General features: G+C 64.2%; 19 protein-coding genes. 11 read left to right on the forward strand and 8 right to left on the reverse strand.

What is annotated here, in order from left to right:
- The first annotated feature begins 37 nt into the window (after window positions 1-37).
- On the forward strand, window positions 38-799 hold the full coding sequence (locus RBA95_RS01855; RefSeq protein ID WP_306015089.1) for a Bax inhibitor-1/YccA family protein: 762 nt from the start codon (window positions 38-40) through the stop codon (window positions 797-799).
- Between the two features lie 54 nt (window positions 800-853).
- Here the strand turns inward: RBA95_RS01855 and RBA95_RS01860 are convergent, their stop codons facing one another.
- Window positions 854-1,201, reverse strand: coding sequence for a DUF2794 domain-containing protein (locus tag RBA95_RS01860; RefSeq protein WP_306015091.1), 348 nt, complete (start codon window positions 1,199-1,201; stop codon window positions 854-856).
- Between the two features lie 329 nt (window positions 1,202-1,530).
- Between RBA95_RS01860 and RBA95_RS01865 the strand changes: the two genes are divergently transcribed.
- From RBA95_RS01865 to RBA95_RS01885, 5 genes are all read left to right on the forward strand, one after another.
- Window positions 1,531-2,283 (forward strand): ABC transporter ATP-binding protein, encoded by a 753-nt coding sequence (locus tag RBA95_RS01865; protein ID WP_306015092.1) that lies wholly within the window; start codon window positions 1,531-1,533, stop codon window positions 2,281-2,283.
- On the forward strand, window positions 2,280-3,020 hold the full coding sequence (locus tag RBA95_RS01870) for an ABC transporter permease (protein ID WP_306015093.1): 741 nt from the start codon (window positions 2,280-2,282) through the stop codon (window positions 3,018-3,020). The genes RBA95_RS01865 and RBA95_RS01870 overlap by 4 nt, the downstream gene beginning before the upstream one ends.
- The gene (locus tag RBA95_RS01875) at window positions 3,017-4,864 is read left to right on the forward strand and encodes a GldG family protein (protein ID WP_306015094.1); all 1,848 of its coding nucleotides are present in this window, start codon (window positions 3,017-3,019) and stop codon (window positions 4,862-4,864) included. The genes RBA95_RS01870 and RBA95_RS01875 overlap by 4 nt, the downstream gene beginning before the upstream one ends.
- A complete protein-coding gene (locus RBA95_RS01880) occupies window positions 4,861-5,892 on the forward strand; it encodes a DUF4340 domain-containing protein (protein WP_306015095.1) in 1,032 nt (343 codons plus the stop codon). The genes RBA95_RS01875 and RBA95_RS01880 overlap by 4 nt, the downstream gene beginning before the upstream one ends.
- Window positions 5,893-5,982: 90 nt before the next feature.
- Window positions 5,983-6,525, forward strand: coding sequence for a DUF1579 family protein (locus RBA95_RS01885; RefSeq protein ID WP_306015096.1), 543 nt, complete (start codon window positions 5,983-5,985; stop codon window positions 6,523-6,525).
- Here RBA95_RS01885 and RBA95_RS01890 read toward each other — a convergent pair.
- From RBA95_RS01890 to RBA95_RS01905, 4 genes are all read right to left on the reverse strand, one after another.
- On the reverse strand, window positions 6,522-7,247 hold the full coding sequence (locus RBA95_RS01890) for a thioredoxin family protein (protein ID WP_306015097.1): 726 nt from the start codon (window positions 7,245-7,247) through the stop codon (window positions 6,522-6,524). The two genes, RBA95_RS01885 and RBA95_RS01890, sit on opposite strands and share 4 nt — an antisense overlap.
- Before the next feature lie 59 nt (window positions 7,248-7,306).
- Entirely contained in the window at window positions 7,307-7,990 is a 684-nt protein-coding gene (locus tag RBA95_RS01895; RefSeq protein ID WP_306015098.1) for an inner membrane-spanning protein YciB, read from the reverse strand.
- 73 nt (window positions 7,991-8,063) lie between these two features.
- A complete protein-coding gene (locus RBA95_RS01900) occupies window positions 8,064-8,912 on the reverse strand; it encodes a DMT family transporter (protein ID WP_306015099.1) in 849 nt (282 codons plus the stop codon).
- 18 nt (window positions 8,913-8,930) lie between these two features.
- Entirely contained in the window at window positions 8,931-9,347 is a 417-nt protein-coding gene (locus RBA95_RS01905; RefSeq protein WP_306015100.1) for a metallopeptidase family protein, read from the reverse strand.
- An 83-nt stretch (window positions 9,348-9,430) separates the two neighbouring features.
- Between RBA95_RS01905 and mmcB the strand changes: the two genes are divergently transcribed.
- From mmcB to RBA95_RS01920, 3 genes are all read left to right on the forward strand, one after another.
- Complete coding sequence (gene mmcB / locus RBA95_RS01910) at window positions 9,431-9,886, forward strand: DNA repair putative endonuclease MmcB (RefSeq protein ID WP_306015101.1); 456 nt, start codon at window positions 9,431-9,433, stop codon at window positions 9,884-9,886.
- 126 nt (window positions 9,887-10,012) lie between these two features.
- Entirely contained in the window at window positions 10,013-12,019 is a 2,007-nt protein-coding gene (locus RBA95_RS01915; RefSeq protein ID WP_306015102.1) for a DUF3857 domain-containing protein, read from the forward strand.
- Window positions 12,020-12,037: 18 nt separating this feature from the next.
- On the forward strand, window positions 12,038-12,727 hold the full coding sequence (locus RBA95_RS01920) for a hypothetical protein (protein WP_306015103.1): 690 nt from the start codon (window positions 12,038-12,040) through the stop codon (window positions 12,725-12,727).
- On the opposite strand, the gene RBA95_RS01925 is transcribed toward RBA95_RS01920, so the two are convergent.
- The 3 genes from RBA95_RS01925 to RBA95_RS01935 all read right to left on the reverse strand — a co-directional run bounded on the left by RBA95_RS01925 (window position 12,715) and on the right by RBA95_RS01935 (window position 15,444).
- Window positions 12,715-13,389 (reverse strand): DJ-1/PfpI family protein, encoded by a 675-nt coding sequence (locus RBA95_RS01925; protein ID WP_306015104.1) that lies wholly within the window; start codon window positions 13,387-13,389, stop codon window positions 12,715-12,717. The two genes, RBA95_RS01920 and RBA95_RS01925, sit on opposite strands and share 13 nt — an antisense overlap.
- A 25-nt stretch (window positions 13,390-13,414) precedes the next feature.
- A complete protein-coding gene (locus RBA95_RS01930) occupies window positions 13,415-13,972 on the reverse strand; it encodes an ActR/PrrA/RegA family redox response regulator transcription factor (protein ID WP_306015105.1) in 558 nt (185 codons plus the stop codon).
- A 113-nt stretch (window positions 13,973-14,085) separates the two neighbouring features.
- Window positions 14,086-15,444: an ActS/PrrB/RegB family redox-sensitive histidine kinase gene (locus RBA95_RS01935; protein ID WP_306015106.1), complete on the reverse strand. Its 1,359-nt coding sequence runs from the start codon at window positions 15,442-15,444 to the stop codon at window positions 14,086-14,088.
- A 197-nt stretch (window positions 15,445-15,641) separates the two neighbouring features.
- Here RBA95_RS01935 and RBA95_RS01940 point away from each other — a divergent pair, with 197 nt between their 5' ends.
- Entirely contained in the window at window positions 15,642-16,298 is a 657-nt protein-coding gene (locus RBA95_RS01940) for an SCO family protein (protein ID WP_306015107.1), read from the forward strand.
- 51 nt (window positions 16,299-16,349) lie between these two features.
- Window positions 16,350-17,615 (forward strand): polyhydroxyalkanoate depolymerase, encoded by a 1,266-nt coding sequence (locus RBA95_RS01945; RefSeq protein WP_306015108.1) that lies wholly within the window; start codon window positions 16,350-16,352, stop codon window positions 17,613-17,615.

The raw sequence follows: 17,615 nt of genomic DNA on the forward strand, positions 1-17,615 counted from the left end.
AGTTCGCGCTGACACGTTTCTGGTTGAGAAGGACATCATGAACCAGTTTTCACACCCTGCTTACGGCGCACAGTCGCTCGACACCTCTGTGGATGCCGGCCTGCGCAGCTTCATGCTGGGCGTTTACAACAAGATGGGCCTCGGACTGCTGTTGTCCGCCGTGCTCGCCTTCGTTGTCGGCACCGTCGATCCGGTGACACAGCTCGTCTTCAACACGCCGCTCTACTTCGTCGTCCAGTTCGGCCCGATCGTGCTGCTGTTCGGCTCCATGTTCTTCATGCGCAACCCGTCCCCTCTGGGCGCCGCAGTCCTGTACTGGTCGGTCGTGTCCCTGATCGGAGCCGGGCTTGGCGTCTGGGTCCTGATGGCGGTTGGCGGCACGAGTGCTGAAACCCTGACCGGGACCATCTCGATCACCTTCGGCACCATCGCGCAGGCCTTCTTCATCACGGCGGCGGCCTTCTTCGGCCTCTCGCTGTACGGCTACACCACCAAGACGAACCTGCAGCCGATTGGCGCATTCCTCGTCATGGGCGTGATCGGCGTGGTGCTCATCTCGCTGCTGAACATGTTCTTCATCGAGAGCTCGGGCCTGCAATGGCTGATCCAGTTTGCGATCCTGGGCCTGATGGCCGGCGTCGTGGCCTGGCAGACCCAGTCGCTGAAGCTGACCTATGTGGAAGCACGCGGCGATGAGCGGTCCCTGGGCGTGCTGACCTATTACGGCGCGCTGAACCTGTATATCGCCTTCATCAACATGTTCCAGATCATCCTGATGATGCTGGGCAACCGCGAATAGGCGAACGCCTTTCCAGCAAAAACCCCGGAGCATCCGCTCCGGGGTTTTTTGTGGTCAGGATCCGCTCCAGCTCAGTTTCTTGAGCTGATTGTCGAAAACCTTGAGCACGTTGGACAGCTCGTGGCCGCGCTTGAGGATGTTTCCGCCCGGCGCCACCACTTTCCAGGCGCCTTGTTTGCGGGCGTCCGCCGGGGTCTTCACGATCCGATAGATCGGCACTTCGGCGGCGTTTCTGAAAATGGCGAACTCGGCACGGTCCCTGAGGCCGTCAATGGCGTAGTCTCGCCATTCGCCGCCCGCCACCATCATACCGTAAACTCTCAGGATTTGATCGAGTTCGGTGCGCTGGAACATCACCTGATCATCTTTCGGGCGCGGCGTGTGAAGGGGAGTTAAAGCCATGTGTGTACTGAAATAACCTTCGTTCTGGACCTTACGAACTTTTCACAGTCTGCCGCAATCTCGCCGCAATTTCGTCCTCGCGCAGCCTAACCCCGTCACCACCTTAATCGCGTCGGCTGGCGCACACAAAACCCGCCTGATCTGGATTCACAGCCCCCCCAGCCCCCCGGGTCTGGCGGTTTGCGCCGGTCGACACCGTCTCCCTGTCATCGCGTTCCGTCATTTTCAGGCTTTGGTCATTCCCGGGCTCTAGAAAGCTGGTGCGAGGGGAAGAGGTAAGCTACCCCTGTTACGCCGTTTTCCGCAGCTGACGGGATGAGCCGCCGCCCATGATCCGCGCCGATCGCCTGATCAAACGTTTTGCCGGTTTCACGGCAGTGGACGCGGTGTCCTTCACGGTCGAGCGTGGCGAAGTCGTCGCGTTCCTGGGTCCCAACGGCGCGGGCAAATCCACCACCATGCGCATGCTGGCAGGGTGCCTGGAGCCTGATGACGGCCGGGCGCTGATCGCTGACTTTGATTGCCATATCGATCGCCGCGCCGCGCAGTCTCATCTGGGCTATCTGCCCGAAGGCGCGCCCGCCTATCCTTCCATGACGGCGCGCGGGTTTGTCCGGTTCGGCTTGCGCGCTCGAGGCTATTCCGGCGCCGCGCTCGAGGAAGCGACGCGCGTCGCGCTGGACCGCGCCCGGCTGGGCAAGATGGCGGACAAGGCGATCGGCGCTTTGTCGAAGGGGTATAAGCGCCGCGCCGCGCTTGCCGCCGCCATCGCCCATGACCCGCCGGTGCTGATCCTGGACGAGCCGACAGACGGGCTCGACCCCAACCAGAAGGATGGCGTCAGGGATCTGATCCGTGAGATGGCGCCGAAAAAGGCGATCCTGATCTCCACGCATCTGCTTGATGAAGTGGACGCGATGTGCTCGCGCGCGGTCGTGATCGCCGAAGGTCGGGTGAAGGTCGACGCGACCCCGGCTGAAGTGGCGCGCCAGTTCGGCGGCAGCCTGGAAAGCGCGTTCCGCGGGCTGACCGGATCGCTCCAGGACCCCGTGATTTCAGATCAGACGGGGCCGCGCACATGACGGGTTTGATCGCGATTTTCCGGCGTGAAGTGGCGGCCTATTTCGAAACGCCGCTCGCCTATGTCTTCTTGTCCGTGTTCGCCTTTGCCGCGCCCGCTTTCGCCTGGCGGGTCGGCCGCCTGTTTGATACCGGGCGCGCCGATCTCAGCCCGCTGTTTGATTACATGCCCTGGCTGTTGCTCGTGCTGATGCCGGCGCTGGCCATGCGCGCCTGGGCGGAGGAACGCGATCGGGGCACGCTCGAAGTGCTGTTGGCGAGCCCGATCGCGCTTTACGAGCTGGTGCTGGGCAAGTTCCTCGCCGCGCTCAGCGTCGCCGCCCTGGCCCTGATGCTGACCTTCCCCATGTGGGCGGCGATGAATTATCTGGGCAGTCCCGATAACGCCGCCATCGCCACCGCCTATCTGGGCGCGCTCTTGCTCGCAGGCGGATATCTGGCGCTGGGCCAGGCCCTGTCCGCCTCCACCCCGAACCAGGTGATCGCGTTCGTGCTGGGTGTGGGCGCGTGCTTCCTCGTCACCGTGTCCGGCGCGCCCTTCATGCTGGACGCCTTGTCCGCGCACATGCCGGGCGCCGCGGCTGAAGCGCTGGCCGACCTGTCTGCGCTCGCCCGGTTTGACAGCTTACGCCGGGGCGTCATCAGCCTGGCGGACCTGATCTACTTCCTGTCTCTCATGGGGCTGGGCCTGGGGCTCGCCATGGCGCTGATTGATGCGCGCCGGGGAGGCGGACGATGAGCCGCAATCGCTTCCTCTGGGTGATGATCCTCAGCCTCATTCTGGGGTTCGCCGGGCTGAACATGACGGCCCGGCTCATGCTCGACGGGGCCCGGCTCGATCTGACCGAGCGCGGTCTTTACGAATTGTCGGACGGCACGCGCGATGTCCTGTCCCGGATCGACGAGCCGATGACGCTCTCCTTCTATTATTCGCGGGCGGAAGCGGCCGGCTATCCCGAGCTTCGGGCCTATGGCGCGCGGGTGCGGGAATTACTGCGCACCCTGACGGCGCGGTCGGGCGGGGCGCTGCGCCTTGAAGAGATTGATCCGGCGCCGTTTTCGCCAGAGGAAGACGCGGCCATCGCCGCCGGTCTCCAGCCGGTCCCGGTCGAGGGCGGCGGCCAGATCTTCTTCGGTCTGGTGGGCCGCAACGCGGTTGATGACGCCCGCATCATTGCGTTCTTCGACCCCCAGGATGAAGCGCGGCTGGAATACGAGATCGTCCGTCTCGTCGCGGAGCTGGAGCGCGCCCGCACGCCCCGTCTGGCGATCATTTCGGACCTGCCCTTCGCACCGGATCGGGAGGGCCGCAGCGGCAATCGCATCATCGACGAGCTGGGCGCGACCTATGAGCTGAGCTGGCTGGAGCCCGATTTTGAAACCATCCCGGAAGACGCTGATGCGCTGCTGGTGATCCATCCGCCGATCATGAGCGAGCGTCAGCTCTATCTCATCGACCAGTTCACCCTGGCCCGGGGCCGGGTCATGGCGGCTGTGGACCCCATGGCGCATCTGGCGTTGAAACCGGGGCCGGACGGCCTGCCCCCGCTTAACGCCCAACGCGCTACGGACCTGCCGCGGCTCTTTGCCAGCTGGGGCGTCATCTACGATCGCAACAGCGTCGGCATGGATGGCGAAACCGGCCTGCCGGTGCAGATCGTCGAGGCGGGACGCACCCGCATGCGCGCCTATCCGCTCTGGTTCTCGGTGCCGCCCGCCGGGTTGAACGCATCGCTGCCCGGTCTGGCGGGGCTGTCCCGATCGGTCAATCTGGGTTCGCCGGGCGTTCTGGGATTTGAGCCCGATGCGGGTCTGAATGTGACGCCGCTTCTGTCCACTAGCGCCCAGGGCGCGCGGCTGGACGCCGATATCGCCGCCTCGAGCCCCTCACCTGAAGAGTTGATGCGCACTTTCGAGGCGGCTCCGGATGCGCCGCTCAATCTGGGCCTGTTGCTAGATGGACGCTTCCGCACTGCCTTCCCGGATGGGCCGCCCGCCGATGACGGCGCGCCGATCACCGCAGATCATCTGGATGAAAGCACCGGGCCGGGCGAAGTGATCGTGTTGGGTGATGTGGACCTGTTCGATCCGGCTTTCTATCTGCGCGCCGATCCGGTGCAGGGCGAACAGGTGGTGGCGGACAATCTGTCTCTGGTGCTCAATCTGGTGGACCGGTTGGCGGGCGATCGCGCGCTGGTGACCCTGCGCTCCCGCTCGCGTTCGGATCGCCCCATGACGCGCGTGGACGCCCTGCGCACGGCGGCGGAAGCCCGCTATCTCACCTTGCAGGACAGCCTGCAGGCCGAGCTGAGCGAAGCCGAAGGCCGGCTGGAGGAATTGACCCGTCTGGGCCGCGCCTCGGCGCTGGGCGGGGCGGGCAGTGCGGATGCGGCGGAGGCCGAGGCCCTGCGCGCCCAGATCCTGGATGCGCGCGAACGCCTCCGCGAGATCGAGCGGGGCTTCCGCGTCGAGATTGATGCGCTGGAGAACCGGCTCTTGTTGTGGACGCTCTGGCTGCCGCCCCTGGCGGTCCTGGTCTTCGGTATTGTGGCTGCTGTCTGGCGCAGGAGACATCGCGCATGAGCCGGCCCACACCCCATAAGCGCCGCGGCGTGCAGGCGCTGATCAGCCTGGTCGTGGCCTTGGGCCTTCTGCTTTCGGGGGCCGCCGCTGTCTGGCGTGACGCGCGGAGCGGCCAGGCGCCTGAGGTCAGCGGTCCGGTGCTTCCGGACTGGTCCGAACAGGCGTCCAGCGCGTCGCGCATCCGGGTTGAGACATCAGACGGCGTGTTTGTCATGGAAGAGCGCGGAGCGCGCTGGGTCATGGCGAACCGGGGCGACTACCCGGTGCGCGCCGAACGCATTGCCGAGCTCGATACGCTGTTACAGAGGCTGGTCTTTACCGAAGCCATGACCCGGGACGCCGACAAGTTTGACCGTCTGGGGCTGGGCGCACCTGAAACCGGCGGCGATGGCGTCCGCGTGACCGTCAGCAATGCCGGGGGTGAGACCCTCGCGGATCTGATCATCGGGCGTTTGCGCGGCGAGACCGGGCTCTATGTGCGCCGACCGGGGGGCGTGCGCGCCTATGCGGCGTCCGGGCCCGTGCTGGCGGCGGATCTGTTGGGAGATCCGGGGCGCTGGATGGGGCTCGATTTCTGGAACCATGAGGGGTCGGCCATCGCCCGGGCGGAAATCGAACCTGAATTCGGGCCGGACTGGCGGGTGATGCGGGCCGGGGAAGCTCAGCGCTATTACGAATTGCGTGAACCGTCCGGCTGGCGCCTGGTAACGGCGGGCGCGGCCAATGGCGTGGCGACGGCGGGTGCGCAATTGCGCTTTCGCGACGTCAAACCCGATCAGGAGGTCGTGGGCGCCTATGTGGCCCGCCATGCGGCCGTGACCTTCTCGGGCCTCGCCTATGAAATGCACTTCTATGCCGAGGGCGAGGAACGCTGGGTGACGATCGAGCTGGCGGCGCTGGCTGATGATGCCGCGCCCCGGGCCGCGCATTTCAACGCTCAGGTGGAGGGCTGGGCGTTCCGGGTCAGCCCCGATGCCTATGAGCGTCTGACCCGTGGGCTCGATCAGGTGGCCGAGCCGGTCAATTAACCCCAATTCACTTTTCCATCTGGTGACTGTGCGCCAGTCTGTCCCGATACGACAGGTCGGGAGGACGTGATGGGGTTGAGACAGTGCATTATGAGCGTGAGCGTCGCCTTGTGTTTCACAGGCTGGGCCAGCGCGCAGGAGGATGTGTCCGCGCGACAGCTCGAGGCGATGGCGCGTCTGGCGCCGCTGGCGGGCGATTGGGTGGTCACCGGTCAGATCATGGGACCGGACGGCGCGCAACCGCTGGAGCCCGGCACGGCGCAGGCCGATTACGCCTTCAATGATCGCGGACTGGAGGAAACCGCCCGGATCGATCTGGGATCGGACGGGCTGACCGAGCTGCGCACCCTGTTCAGCTATGATCCCTATCGCGAGATCTACCGGCTCAGCGTCATGGATGACGCTTTCGGGCTTCTCGATATCTATGAGGGTGATTTTGACGCCGAAGGCCGTCTGGTGACGACCAATCTGCGCGCCGATACCTCCTATCCCATTGAAGGCGGACAGCTACACTTCAAGCTGATCCATGACTTCACCGCCAGCGAAGGCCATGATTTCGAGGTTCATATGAGCGCGGATGGCGGCGAGAGCTGGATGCTGTATTTCGACCAGCACTACGCCCGAGCGGGCTAGGGCAGCCGCGCCGCCGCCAGAATGCGTCCGCCCGGCCCGTCCTGGACCAGCACCACTGCATCCAGACCCTGGGCGGTGTCGGGCAGGACATAACGCGCCTCCCCGCCCTGCCAGTCGGCGAGCTTCTCGACGGCGCGGACCATGTTGAAATGGGTCATGCGCAAGCCGGCATTGCGCCCGCTTTCAATCTGGCGGGTCTGAACACCCGGCTCATACTGCACCACCCAGATCTCCGCCGGGGTGGCGCGGGCGCCTGAAAGCGCGAGCGATTGAGCGCCTGTGTCGGTCTCTTCGATGTGAGCTGTGGGGATCGGGGCGGTCTCATCCAGCGCTGCCCTGATCCGGTCGGCGTCAAAGCGCAATTGCTCGGGCGAGCCGTTGAGCACGAAATGCGGGGTGTAGACCCGCATGGCCTCGCCCGCATCCACATAGGCTTTCTGGCGATCCATGAATTGGGGCATGGCGAACTGGTCCGCCCAGCCATAGGCGTCCCAGTAATTCACGCCCCAGGCCAAAGCGATCACATCGTCCTCTTCGCCAAATTCGGCCAGCAGCTGGTTGGCGGCGGGGCAGAGCGGGCAGCCCTGGGAGGTGAACAGCTCCACCACGCGCACGCTGTCAAAGGCGGCGGACACAGCCCGCTGGGGCGCCGCTTGCGTCTCATCAGACGGAGCGGTGTGGGCCTGGAAGAGGACGGCCAGAACGGAGAGCCACGTAAGCATAAGTGCTTACTAGCCCATATCCGGCTCGCTTGAAATTCACAGGGCCGTTATGGCCTGTTTCAATGCGAGTCTTTCGTCGCGCTCTCTTCGCTCTCGTCGGCCGATTTGGCGTATTTCAGCGTCATCGGGACATTGGCCAGCACGAACAGGAAGAAGAGCGGGAAGGTGCCGAAGAAGCGGAAATTGACCCAGAAGGCCTCGCTCAGCTCGAGCCCTGCGAACCAGCGTGCGCTTTCTGGCACGTTGGCGTCGACGATGTGCCGCCACATCACCTCGTTCAGCACCGCCAGGAAGGCGAAGAACAGTGCCCAGCGAATGCCCAGCATGACCCAGGCATGGTCGGGCATGGAGTAGATCGACCCGAACAGGCGCTTCCAGACATTGAAGCCGAGCGCAAAGCTGATGAGGATCGCAAAGCAGAAGATCAGATTGATGATCGTCGGCTTGATGAAGATGAAGATCGGATCCTGCAGATAGATCGTCATGCCGCCGAACAGCGTCACGATGACGAAGGTCACCGCCAGCATGGGCGGGAAGCGCTTCTGGGTGACGATCGCGTAGACCACGGCGGCGGCGGTGGCGAGCATGAAGATGCCCGTCGCCCAGTAGATCGCCTGATCCTCCACCATGCGCTTGGCGACATTGTAGGTGATCATGAAGATCGCCGCCGGCCCGACATCGACCAGCAGCTTGGAGCCCTGTCCGATGGTGCTCTTGGAGGTGTCGCTCTGGGCGTCTGACATGGGATCGCGGTCCGGCTTGGTTACTGGGATATCCTTGATGCCCTAATACGCAGGCGGGCGAAACCCGGATTGGTTATCCGAGCTGAATTGCAGCCAGTCCCAGGGCCAGCACGACCGCGAGCACGACCCGGCGTACGCCCAGAGGCTCCTTCAGGATCACCGCCGCGACGATCGCGCCAAACACCACCGAGGTCTCTCGCAAGGCCGCCATGGGTGCGACCGGGGCATTGGCGTAGGCATAGAGTGCGAGCCCGTACGTCGTGATGTTGAAAAAGGAGGCGTAAAAGCCGCGTTTGAGCTCGGACCGGGCGACGCGGATCAGCTGATCGCCGCGCCGCACCCAGGCGGTCCCGATCAGTGATATGGCGCTCAGCACGAAGAACCAGGCCGCATAGACCAGCGCAGAGCCGGCTGCGCGCACGCCCGAGGCGTCATTGACCGTATAGCTCGCCGTCATGACCGCCGCGGACAGGGCGAAACCGAGCGCCGCCGCCTTGGGCGCGCCGCCCTTTTCGGGCCAGGCGAAGGCGATGATGGCGGCGGAGGCGACCGACAGGCCGATGATGGCGAGCGGGCTCAGGGGTTCGCCCAGAAAGGCGAAGGCGAACAATCCGGCGATGGCCGGAGCGGCGCCGCGCATCACCGGATAGACCAGATTCATGGATCCGCGCCGGAAGGCGGAGATCATCAGCATGTTGAAGGCCCAGATCAGCCCTGCGCCAAGCAGGAGGAAGCGCCAGACCTCCCAGCTCGGGATCGGAAACACAAACAGGACCGGGCTGAGCCAGAGGGCGGAAAAGACCATGGACACGCCCCGGAAGGTGAGCGTGTCTTCGGCGCGCTTGGTGAACAGCGCCATGCCGGCATGCGCCATGGCGGATATCAGCGCAGCCAGAGCCGCAAGGGGCGGGATGGTCTCCATGCCCCGCTCTTACGACGATCAGTCCGCGGCGTCCTCTATGGCGTGCATATCATCGTCGGACAGGCCGAAATGGTGGCCGATCTCGTGCACCAGCACATGGGTGATGATCTCAGACAGGGTCACATTGCCCCGCTCGCACCATTCCAGAAGGATCGGCAGGCGGTACAGGAAGACATAATCGGGACCCTGGGCCGGATCGAGCACGGATTTCTGGGTCAGGTCCACGCCATGATAGAGCCCGGTCAGCTGATAGGCGCTCTCCATGTTGAAATGGTTGAGCGTCGCCTCGTCGGCGAAGTCCGGCGTCTGGATCACCACATTGCCGCACAGGGCCCGAAACTGGTCGGGCAGCCCGTCCCAGGCCTGCTGGGCGATGTCGAGGAATTGCGCCTCATCGGGCGCGGTCAGGCGGGAAAGGTCTCGGGCTTTGAACATGATACAGAAATAGGGCTCATTGCGTCCCGTAGCCAGTGGCGGACAGGACTTGCGGTGAGAACATAAAAGGAACATGATGCGGCATGGCTGTTACCGATCCCCTCTCCACGGCGCGCGCGAGCAATCCCGCCATTGATGACGCCCGCCTTTTGATGCGCGGCGCCGCGCGCTTGCTATTGGATCTGGGCATCACCGCGATCGCCGAATTCACCCTGCCCTGCGGTCGGCGCGCCGATCTCGCCGGGCTGGGCCCCAAGGGCGAAATGGTGATCGTCGAGGTCAAATCCGGGGTCCAGGATTTCCGCACCGATGAGAAATGGCCCGACTATTTCGCCTGGTGCGACCGGTTCTATTTCGCCGTCTCAGACCGCTTTCCCGCCGACATCCTGCCCGAGCAGACCGGCCTGATCATTGCGGACGGGTTCGGCGGCGCGGTGGTGCGCGAAAGCCCGGTGGCCAAGCTCGCCCCGGCCCGGCGCAAGGCCCTGACCCTCAAGTTCGCGCGCAACGCAGCCGAACGCGCTCTGCGTGCGATTTAGGCAGCCTTCGGAAAAATATTGCTCTTTCCGCCTTTCTCGTGCTGGACGCCTGCGAGTTCGCTTTCTAGGCTAGTCTTGGGGAAAGATGGTGCGAGGGGTCGCGTCATCGCTGTGAGGGGGTGAGCGATGCGAGCGTTCGTGCGCTATTTCAATATTGTGTTTGTCGTTGTGGTGCTTGTGGTTGCCGGGCTGGCGGCGACCGGGCTCCTGAACGTGCCGTCGTCCGAGACCGAAGTCGGACAGGCCATGCCTGCTGCAGCCCCCGTTGGCGCTGTGGAGTTCAGCCCTGTACCGGCCTTTGTGGAGCGGCTCGAGCCGGGCGCGTTTGACCGCCAGGCGCTCGCGGACTCCCAGACGGGCCTCTATTTTCGCCTGATCGATCAGCAGACAGACCTGCGTCCAGAACGTCCGGTCCGGTATGTCCGCATGGTGATAGACTTGGCCAACCGTCAGGCCGCCGAGGCTGTCTCCACCCGTCTGATCGATTTCTACCCCGATTATCAGAGCGTCTTGTTGCACGAAGTGGCCGTGATACGTGAGGGGGTGCGCCACGACAGGACGCCCGATCTGTTCATTGACCAGATCCGGGGGGAGGACCAGCTGGGCCAGGGAGTCGTCACGGGCCTTGAGCGCGCGCTCGTACGCATCCCGAATCTGCAGGCTGGCGACACGCTGGATCTGAGCTGGTCGGTAACGGGCGGGCATCCCAGCATGAACGGGCATGTGAGCGAGTTCGTCGGGGTCCAGTATTATGTGGACAGTCCGAAAACCCGCATTCGCGTGCTGGCGCCTGATGATGCGCGGCTGCAGGTGCTGGGCGATGCTGACGAGCCCGAGACCGTGAACGCAGAGGGCTATCAGGCCTTTCTCCAGCCCCCACAGGCCGCGACCGCCAATGTCGAGCGTGACCCCTATAATCGCTTCCAGCACACGTCCGGCTGGTTGATCACCCAGTTCGAGGGCTGGGCGAACGTCAAGCGCTGGGGGCGTGAGCTGTATGACGCGGGTCGTCCCTCAGCGGATGTGCGTGCAGTGGCGGACCGCATCCGCAGCTCCACGGACGATCCTGAGCTGCAAATGGTGCGCGCCATACAGTTCGTGCAGGACCATGTGAGCTATTTCGCGATTTCCCTGGGCGAGCAGGGGTATACCCCGGCCAGCCCGGAGGAGACGCTGCGCACCCGGAACGGCGACTGCAAGGCGAAGACCCTGTTGCTGATCCAGTTGCTCAAGGCGCTGGGCATCGAATCCCATGCGGCGTTGGTCAACAGTCTGGATGGTCGGGACCTCGCTGACCTTGCGGCCACGCCGCAAGCCTTTGATCATGTGATTGTCCGTATCAACTGGCAGGGCGAGCACTATTGGGTGGACCCAACGCTGAGCCTGCAGCGCGGACTGATGGATCAGCGCGTGCAACCCGATTATGATCAGGCGCTGGTGCTGGACGACAGCGAGACGGGCTTCGTTGACATGCCGGATCGGGAATCAGGCGAGCCCTGGACCGATATTCGCCAAGTCTATTATCTGCCACAGGGCCCGGATGACGAGCTGGTGATCGACGTGCAGCTGGTCTACCGCGCCGATTATGCAAACCTGCTTCGCGCCGCTTTCGAGAACACATCGGATGCCGATCGCGAGACATTTTTCCTTCAAGCGTATCAGGCTTTTGAAGACGTCTCGGTCGATCATATCAGCGTCTATGACAACGAAAACGAGAACGCCCTGCGCATCGGGCTCGAGCTCAGCGCATCCCGCTTTTTCGGCAAAGCGGATGCTCAAGGCGCACGAACTCGGATTCTGGCAACGGATGTCTTTCTCAATCCGGCCCAGTATCTGATCGAGCTCGATGAGGAAGCGCTGCTGCCTTACCCCATGAGCGCGCGACACCAGGTTGAAGTCCATTTCCCTGGTCCATCCCATGACTGGAATTTCGAGACCGGTGAACGCGGGGTCGACAATGACGCCTTCGAAGCCAGCCGCACGGTCCGATATGAGGACAGTGTGCTTGAGGTCGATTGGCGTCAGAGTTTCAAGACAAAGTGGGTGGTGGTGACGCCCGAGCTGATGGAAGAAGGCGGGATGGTGCCCTCCATGGTGTCTTATGAGCTGTACACTCAAATGCCCTGGATCTAATGCGAGCGGCGGCCTGATATGGCGGCTCCCATGGTGATCGAGCTGATCGGAGTTGTCGGCGTCAGCACGCTGTTCGCCGTCAGCGCGGGGTATGCCGGCCGTTGGGGGTGGCGCGGATGGCGGAGCCGCTTAAAGGCAAGCGGATATCGGTCAGAGGCAGTTGCTCTGCCCCCTTTTCGGCCACTGACGCCGCGCGCCTTTGTCACGTCCAATGACCAGGGCGCGTTTGGCGAAGCGCTCACCTTAATCATGATGGCGGCTGAAGGCTGGCGACCGGTCAACGGCAAACCCGGAACCGGTCCGCAGGGCATCGACGGCATCTTCGTGCGCCAGGTCGAGGACGCGTTTGAAGCCTGCCTGATCGAAACCAAGACCAATGCCAGCCGCTATGGTGCGCGTCAGATGGCCAACACCAAGCTGTGTGAGGATCTGACCCGTCTGTATGTGACGTGCGGCGACCCGGTCCTCGGGGCGCTTTATGCGCGGCTATACACAGGGCTGACAGAGGACGACCCGGCCGTCACGAAAGCGCTCTGGCGGCATCATCTGGCGCGGGGCGCCACCGAAATAACGGCGCTTAACGAGGCGGGCGAGCCTCAAGGCCCGGTGCGGCTGGCGCCCAGTCAGCTCCATATGGAAGCGCTGGCGGCCAGCCTGGATGAGATTGACCGGGCACGTCGTTACTGGACCGGCGTTTACCCGCTCTGAGCGGTCAGCTGCGTGACCAGAGTCTCGAAACTTTTCATGCGCGGGGCGAAGCGCGCCTCAACCGCATCTCGAACCGCTGGTGTCACCTGATCCGGGCGCCCGGCGTTCAAGGGCGGCGCCGGGTCGTATTCAAGGCCGAGCTGAACCGCGGCGGCCAGATCTTCACCCGCGATTTCACGCACCACGCTCAAGGCGAAATCGATCCCGGCCGTCACGCCGCCGCCCGTGATCACGCGCCCATCATGGACGACGCGCGCCTCGACCGGAATGGCGTCGAAGGCGGCCAGATGTGTGTGATAGCGCCAGTGCGTGGTCGCCCGTACGCCCTTGAGCAGGCCCGCCGCGCCCAGAATGAAGGCGCCCGTGCAGACGGACGTCACATAGTGCGCCTGTTCGCCCTGACGGCGGACGAAGTCGATCTGGGCCGGGTCCTGCATGACTGCGTCCACGCCAAACCCGCCCGGAACGCAGAGCAGGTCCAGGTCCGGGGCGGTGTCCAGCGTGTGAGTAGGCAGGATGAAGGGGCCGCAATCGGTGCGCACCGGGCGGTCCGATTTGGCGATCAGCAGGGTTTGCGCGTCGGGTATGCGGGAGAGGAACTGAAGCGGACCGGTGAAGTCGAGCTGGGTGAGCCCGTCAAACAGCACGAATCCGATCTTCATGGTCTGCCCCTTGTGTCCGGGCGTCCTAGCGCGGCGCGCGCTTGGCGAGAATGCGCTGCAACGTGCGGCGGTGCATGTTCAACCGGCGGGCGGTTTCGGACACATTGTGATCGCACAGCTCGAAGACGCGCTGGATATGCTCCCATCGAACGCGGTCCGCGCTCATCGGATTATCCGGCGGCGCCGGCTTGGCGTCCGGCTGGGCCAGGAGCGCCTTCATCACATCATCGGCGTCCGCGGGTTTGGACAGATAGTCCACCGCGCCCGATTTCACGGCGGCCACGGCCGTGGCGATATTGCCGTAGCCGGTCAGCATGATCACACGGCAGTTGTCGCGGTTCTCATGCAGGGTGCGCACCACATCGAGGCCATCCCCGTCATCCAGGCGCAAATCCACCACGGCGAAGGCGGGCGGCGTCTCACGCGCGACCGCCATGGCTTCGGCGACGGTGCCGACGGCGCTGACCACGTCAAACCCACGGCTTTGCATGGCGCGGGACAGACGATTGCGAAACGGCTCGTCATCGTCGACCAGCAGCAGGGTTTTGTCTTCGGGAAGGTCCAGTTCAGTGTGTTCGCTCACGGCCGACAGGCTCCTTTAACCGGGTCGGTTTGTTCAGACATAGTCTCTACCCTCATTCGGCCTGTGTCTGCAAAGGCCTGATGGAAAGCAAGACAGCTGTGTCATTGGACTATTTAGCGCGAGAGGTCGTAGGCGCCCACATCGCTCTTGGGTTCCGCCTCCAGCGTCGCACGGGGCAGGTTCAGCACGACCCGGGCCCCGCCTTCGGGCGCGTTGGTCAGGTCCACCCGGCCGCCAATCCGCTCGATCAGGGTGATGGCGATGAACACCCCCAACCCCAGACCGCCATAGCCGGGCTGGCCGCGCCGCGTGGTGACATAGGGCTCGCCCAGCTTGGCGAGGATGTCGGGCGGAAAGCCGGGACCATCATCTTCCACCACAATCGTCAGGGCGTCACGGGTCCAGGCGCCGGTGATCGCGACTTCGGTCGTTGCGAAATCCACTGCGTTTTCAATGAAGTTGCCGAGCCCGTACAAGAGCTCGGTCTGGCGTTTCAGGACCGGGGCATCCGGCTGGTCCGGCGGTGGAGCGAGCCGGATGGTGATATGCGCGTCGAGCCCTTTGAGCGGCGCCGCCGCCTCGTCCATCAGCTCCTTGATGCCGATGCGTTCATGCATCTTGTCCGCGGTGTTGTGTGAGGACTGGGACAGGCGCTGCAGGATATCGCGGCAACGCTGGGCCTGGGAGATGATCAGGTCGGCGTCCTCACGGGCGATATCGTCCTGGGCGGCGCGCAGCATTTCCTTGGCGGTCAGCTGGATGGTGGCGAGCGGGGTGCCCAGTTCATGCGCCGCGGCGGCGGCGAGCGCGCCCAGGGCGGAAAGCCGCTGTTCGCGCGCCAGCACGCCCTGGGTCGCCGCGAGAGCAGCGCCCATGCGCTGGGCCTCATGACCGACCCGCCAGGCGTAGATCGCGGTAAAGCCGATCGCGATGGCGAGCGCGATCCAGATGCCGGACCGGTAGGTGGCGGGCAGGGTCACGGTCTCGCCGTCCGCCCAGGGCAAGGGCAGATGCCAGATGCTCAACGAGATCGAGCCGATGATGGCGATGGCCGCCAGCGTCAGCCACCAGCGACCGGGCAGGGCGGAGACGGCGATCACCACCGGTCCCACCAGCATGACCGAGAACGGGTTTGTCAGCCCGCCCGTCAGGGCCAGCAGCACCATGAGCTGGATGACGTCATAGGCGAGTTGGAGGAAGGCCTCCCAGTCCTTGGCGAAACGCTGTGTGGGCATCGCCAGGGTCAGCCAGGCATTGACCCAGGCGCTCGCCGCGATCACCGCCAGACAGGCGCCCAGCGGCAGATCAAAGCCCAGCCCGTAAAACACCACGATCACCGCCAGCGTCTGACCGGCGACGGCCAGCCAGCGCAGCAGGATCAGCGTGCGCAGCCGCACGCGACCGAACACGGGCGTCAGGTCCGGGTCGGCGTCCAGATCGGACCAGTCAGGTTCAATTCGGCTGTCGCGCACGCGCGGGCTCCCCCAGGTTCGGCTAATGGGCCAACTGAGCGAGGAGAGGGGCCGAGGTCAACTGGACGAGATGCCGCGCCGCGCCTTCGCGAAAATGCTGCACTGCGATAGACAGGGCTCGCTTCTGACACAAGAATGTCGTACCTCAGGGGGGATGATTGCGCTGCGCCGGCGCGCTCTCAACTTCAGGACTATCCATGGACTTGAAAAATAGACCGATCTGGCTTTTTCCGGTTATCGCCGCCGTGCTGGCGGGTCTGGCCGGGGCCCTGCTGATCTGGCTTTCCGGGGCATCCGGGCCGTCATCGACCTCCTCGGGCGCCGCGCCTGTGCGCATGTCGGGCGAGGCGGATATCGGCGGGCCGTTCACCCTGGTGGACCATACCGGCCGAACCGTCACCGAAGAGACGTTCGAAGGGCGGCCGACCCTGATCTATTTCGGCTTCACCTATTGCCCCGATATCTGCCCGACCTCGCTTCAGGTGATGGCGGCGGCGCTTGATCGCCTGCCGGCCGAGCAGGCGGCGCAATACCAGCCGCTCCTGATCACGGTCGATCCCGAACGCGATACGCCTGAAGCCCTGGCTTCCTATGTGGATTCGCCAGCGTTTCCGGAGAATCTGCTGGGGCTAACCGGCAGCGAGGAGCAGATCCGGGACGCAGCGCGCGCCTACCGGGTCTATTATCGCCGCGTGGAGGATGACGGCACGCTGGCGGAATACACGATGGATCATTCCTCGCTGATCTATCTGATGGGCCGCAATGGCGAATTTGTTGAAGTCTTTCCGCACCAGGCGACGCCTGACCAGATCGCCTCACGCCTTCAACAGTTTCTAGAGAATAACCCGGCATAATCGTGCTCAGCTGACAGGGCTGCGGACATCCCGGCCCTGAGGAGAATGGCCATGCTTTACTCTTTCCTGGAAATGAGCCGGGCCGCCATGCTGCCCTGGCGGGCGGCGGCGAACATGACGCGCGCCTCCCTGCGCTCTCCGCTCAATCCGGCGTCGGAGACGCTGGCGGGCCGCGCCACGGCGGCGGCGGCGGATCTGTTTGAAAGCCTGACGCGCTATTACGGCAAGCCGGACTGGGAGCTGAGCCCGGTGCTCGTCAATGATCAGCCGGTCGACATTGATATCGAGACCGTCTGGAGCAAGCCCTTCTGTTCGCTTTTGCATTTCAAGCGTGATCGCAAGGCGCTGGCCAAGGCGCGCGGCATAAAGGTGTCAGAACTCAAGGACCGCCCGGTGCTGATCGTCGCGCCGATGTCGGGCCACCACGCCACGCTGCTGCGCGGCACGGTCGAGGCCTTCCTGCCCGACCATGAAGTGTACATCACCGACTGGGTGGATGCGCGCAAGGTGTCGGTCGCCGAGGGCCGCTTCGATCTGGATGATTATGTGCTGTATGTGCGTGAGATGATCACGGCGCTGGGCACGAACCCGCACGTGGTCGCGGTCTGCCAGCCCGGTCCGCCGACGCTGGCCGCCATCGCCCTGATGGCCGAGGACGAGGATCCGGCCCGGCCGTCATCCATGACCTTCATGGGCTCGCCCATCGATGCGCGCAAATCGCCGACCGTGCCCAACAAGCTGGCGGAAGAGCGCCCTTATGAGTGGTTCCGGGACAATCTGATCCAGACCGTCCCGGCGGTGTATCCCGGGGCCATGCGCCGGGTCTATCCGGGCTTCCTGCAGCTCACCGGCTTCATCAACATGAATTTCGAGCGCCATGTGGACGCGCACTGGAACTTCTTCCAGCACATGGTGGCGGGTGATGGCGACAGCGCCGACCGGCATCGCGATTTCTACGACGAGTATCTGTCGGTGATGGATCTGACCGAGGAGTTCTACCTGCAGACCATCGAGGACGTGTTCCAGAAGCACAAGCTGGCGCTGGGCGAGATGACGGTCGAGGGGCGCCCGGTGCGTCCCGACGCCATCACCGATGTCGCCCTGCTGACGGTCGAGGGCGAGAACGACGATATTTCCGGCATTGGCCAGACCCAGGCGGCGCACACCCTGTGCTCAAACCTGCCTGACGGTTTGCGACTGGACCATATCCAGCCCGGCGTCGGCCATTACGGCGTCTTCAACGGCCGACGCTTCCGCGAGGAAATCGCGCCGAAGATGAAGGCGTTCATGGCCGAACACCACGTCCAGCGCAGCTAG

The sequence above is a fragment of the Oceanicaulis sp. MMSF_3324 genome, from assembly GCF_030733545.1.
GTDB lineage: Bacteria > Pseudomonadota > Alphaproteobacteria > Caulobacterales > Maricaulaceae > Oceanicaulis.

Coding starts and splice junctions, on each gene's coding strand:
- RBA95_RS01855 (WP_306015089.1), top strand. CDS start 38: ATGAACCAGTTTTCACACCCTGCTTACGGCGCACAGTCGCTCGACACC.
- RBA95_RS01860 (WP_306015091.1), bottom strand. CDS start 1,201: ATGGCTTTAACTCCCCTTCACACGCCGCGCCCGAAAGATGATCAGGTG.
- RBA95_RS01865 (WP_306015092.1), top strand. CDS start 1,531: ATGATCCGCGCCGATCGCCTGATCAAACGTTTTGCCGGTTTCACGGCA.
- RBA95_RS01870 (WP_306015093.1), top strand. CDS start 2,280: ATGACGGGTTTGATCGCGATTTTCCGGCGTGAAGTGGCGGCCTATTTC.
- RBA95_RS01875 (WP_306015094.1), top strand. CDS start 3,017: ATGAGCCGCAATCGCTTCCTCTGGGTGATGATCCTCAGCCTCATTCTG.
- RBA95_RS01880 (WP_306015095.1), top strand. CDS start 4,861: ATGAGCCGGCCCACACCCCATAAGCGCCGCGGCGTGCAGGCGCTGATC.
- RBA95_RS01885 (WP_306015096.1), top strand. CDS start 5,983: ATGAGCGTGAGCGTCGCCTTGTGTTTCACAGGCTGGGCCAGCGCGCAG.
- RBA95_RS01890 (WP_306015097.1), bottom strand. CDS start 7,247: ATGCTTACGTGGCTCTCCGTTCTGGCCGTCCTCTTCCAGGCCCACACC.
- RBA95_RS01895 (WP_306015098.1), bottom strand. CDS start 7,990: ATGTCAGACGCCCAGAGCGACACCTCCAAGAGCACCATCGGACAGGGC.
- RBA95_RS01900 (WP_306015099.1), bottom strand. CDS start 8,912: ATGGAGACCATCCCGCCCCTTGCGGCTCTGGCTGCGCTGATATCCGCC.
- RBA95_RS01905 (WP_306015100.1), bottom strand. CDS start 9,347: ATGTTCAAAGCCCGAGACCTTTCCCGCCTGACCGCGCCCGATGAGGCG.
- mmcB (WP_306015101.1), top strand. CDS start 9,431: ATGGCTGTTACCGATCCCCTCTCCACGGCGCGCGCGAGCAATCCCGCC.
- RBA95_RS01915 (WP_306015102.1), top strand. CDS start 10,013: ATGCGAGCGTTCGTGCGCTATTTCAATATTGTGTTTGTCGTTGTGGTG.
- RBA95_RS01920 (WP_306015103.1), top strand. CDS start 12,038: ATGGCGGCTCCCATGGTGATCGAGCTGATCGGAGTTGTCGGCGTCAGC.
- RBA95_RS01925 (WP_306015104.1), bottom strand. CDS start 13,389: ATGAAGATCGGATTCGTGCTGTTTGACGGGCTCACCCAGCTCGACTTC.
- RBA95_RS01940 (WP_306015107.1), top strand. CDS start 15,642: ATGGACTTGAAAAATAGACCGATCTGGCTTTTTCCGGTTATCGCCGCC.
- RBA95_RS01945 (WP_306015108.1), top strand. CDS start 16,350: ATGCTTTACTCTTTCCTGGAAATGAGCCGGGCCGCCATGCTGCCCTGG.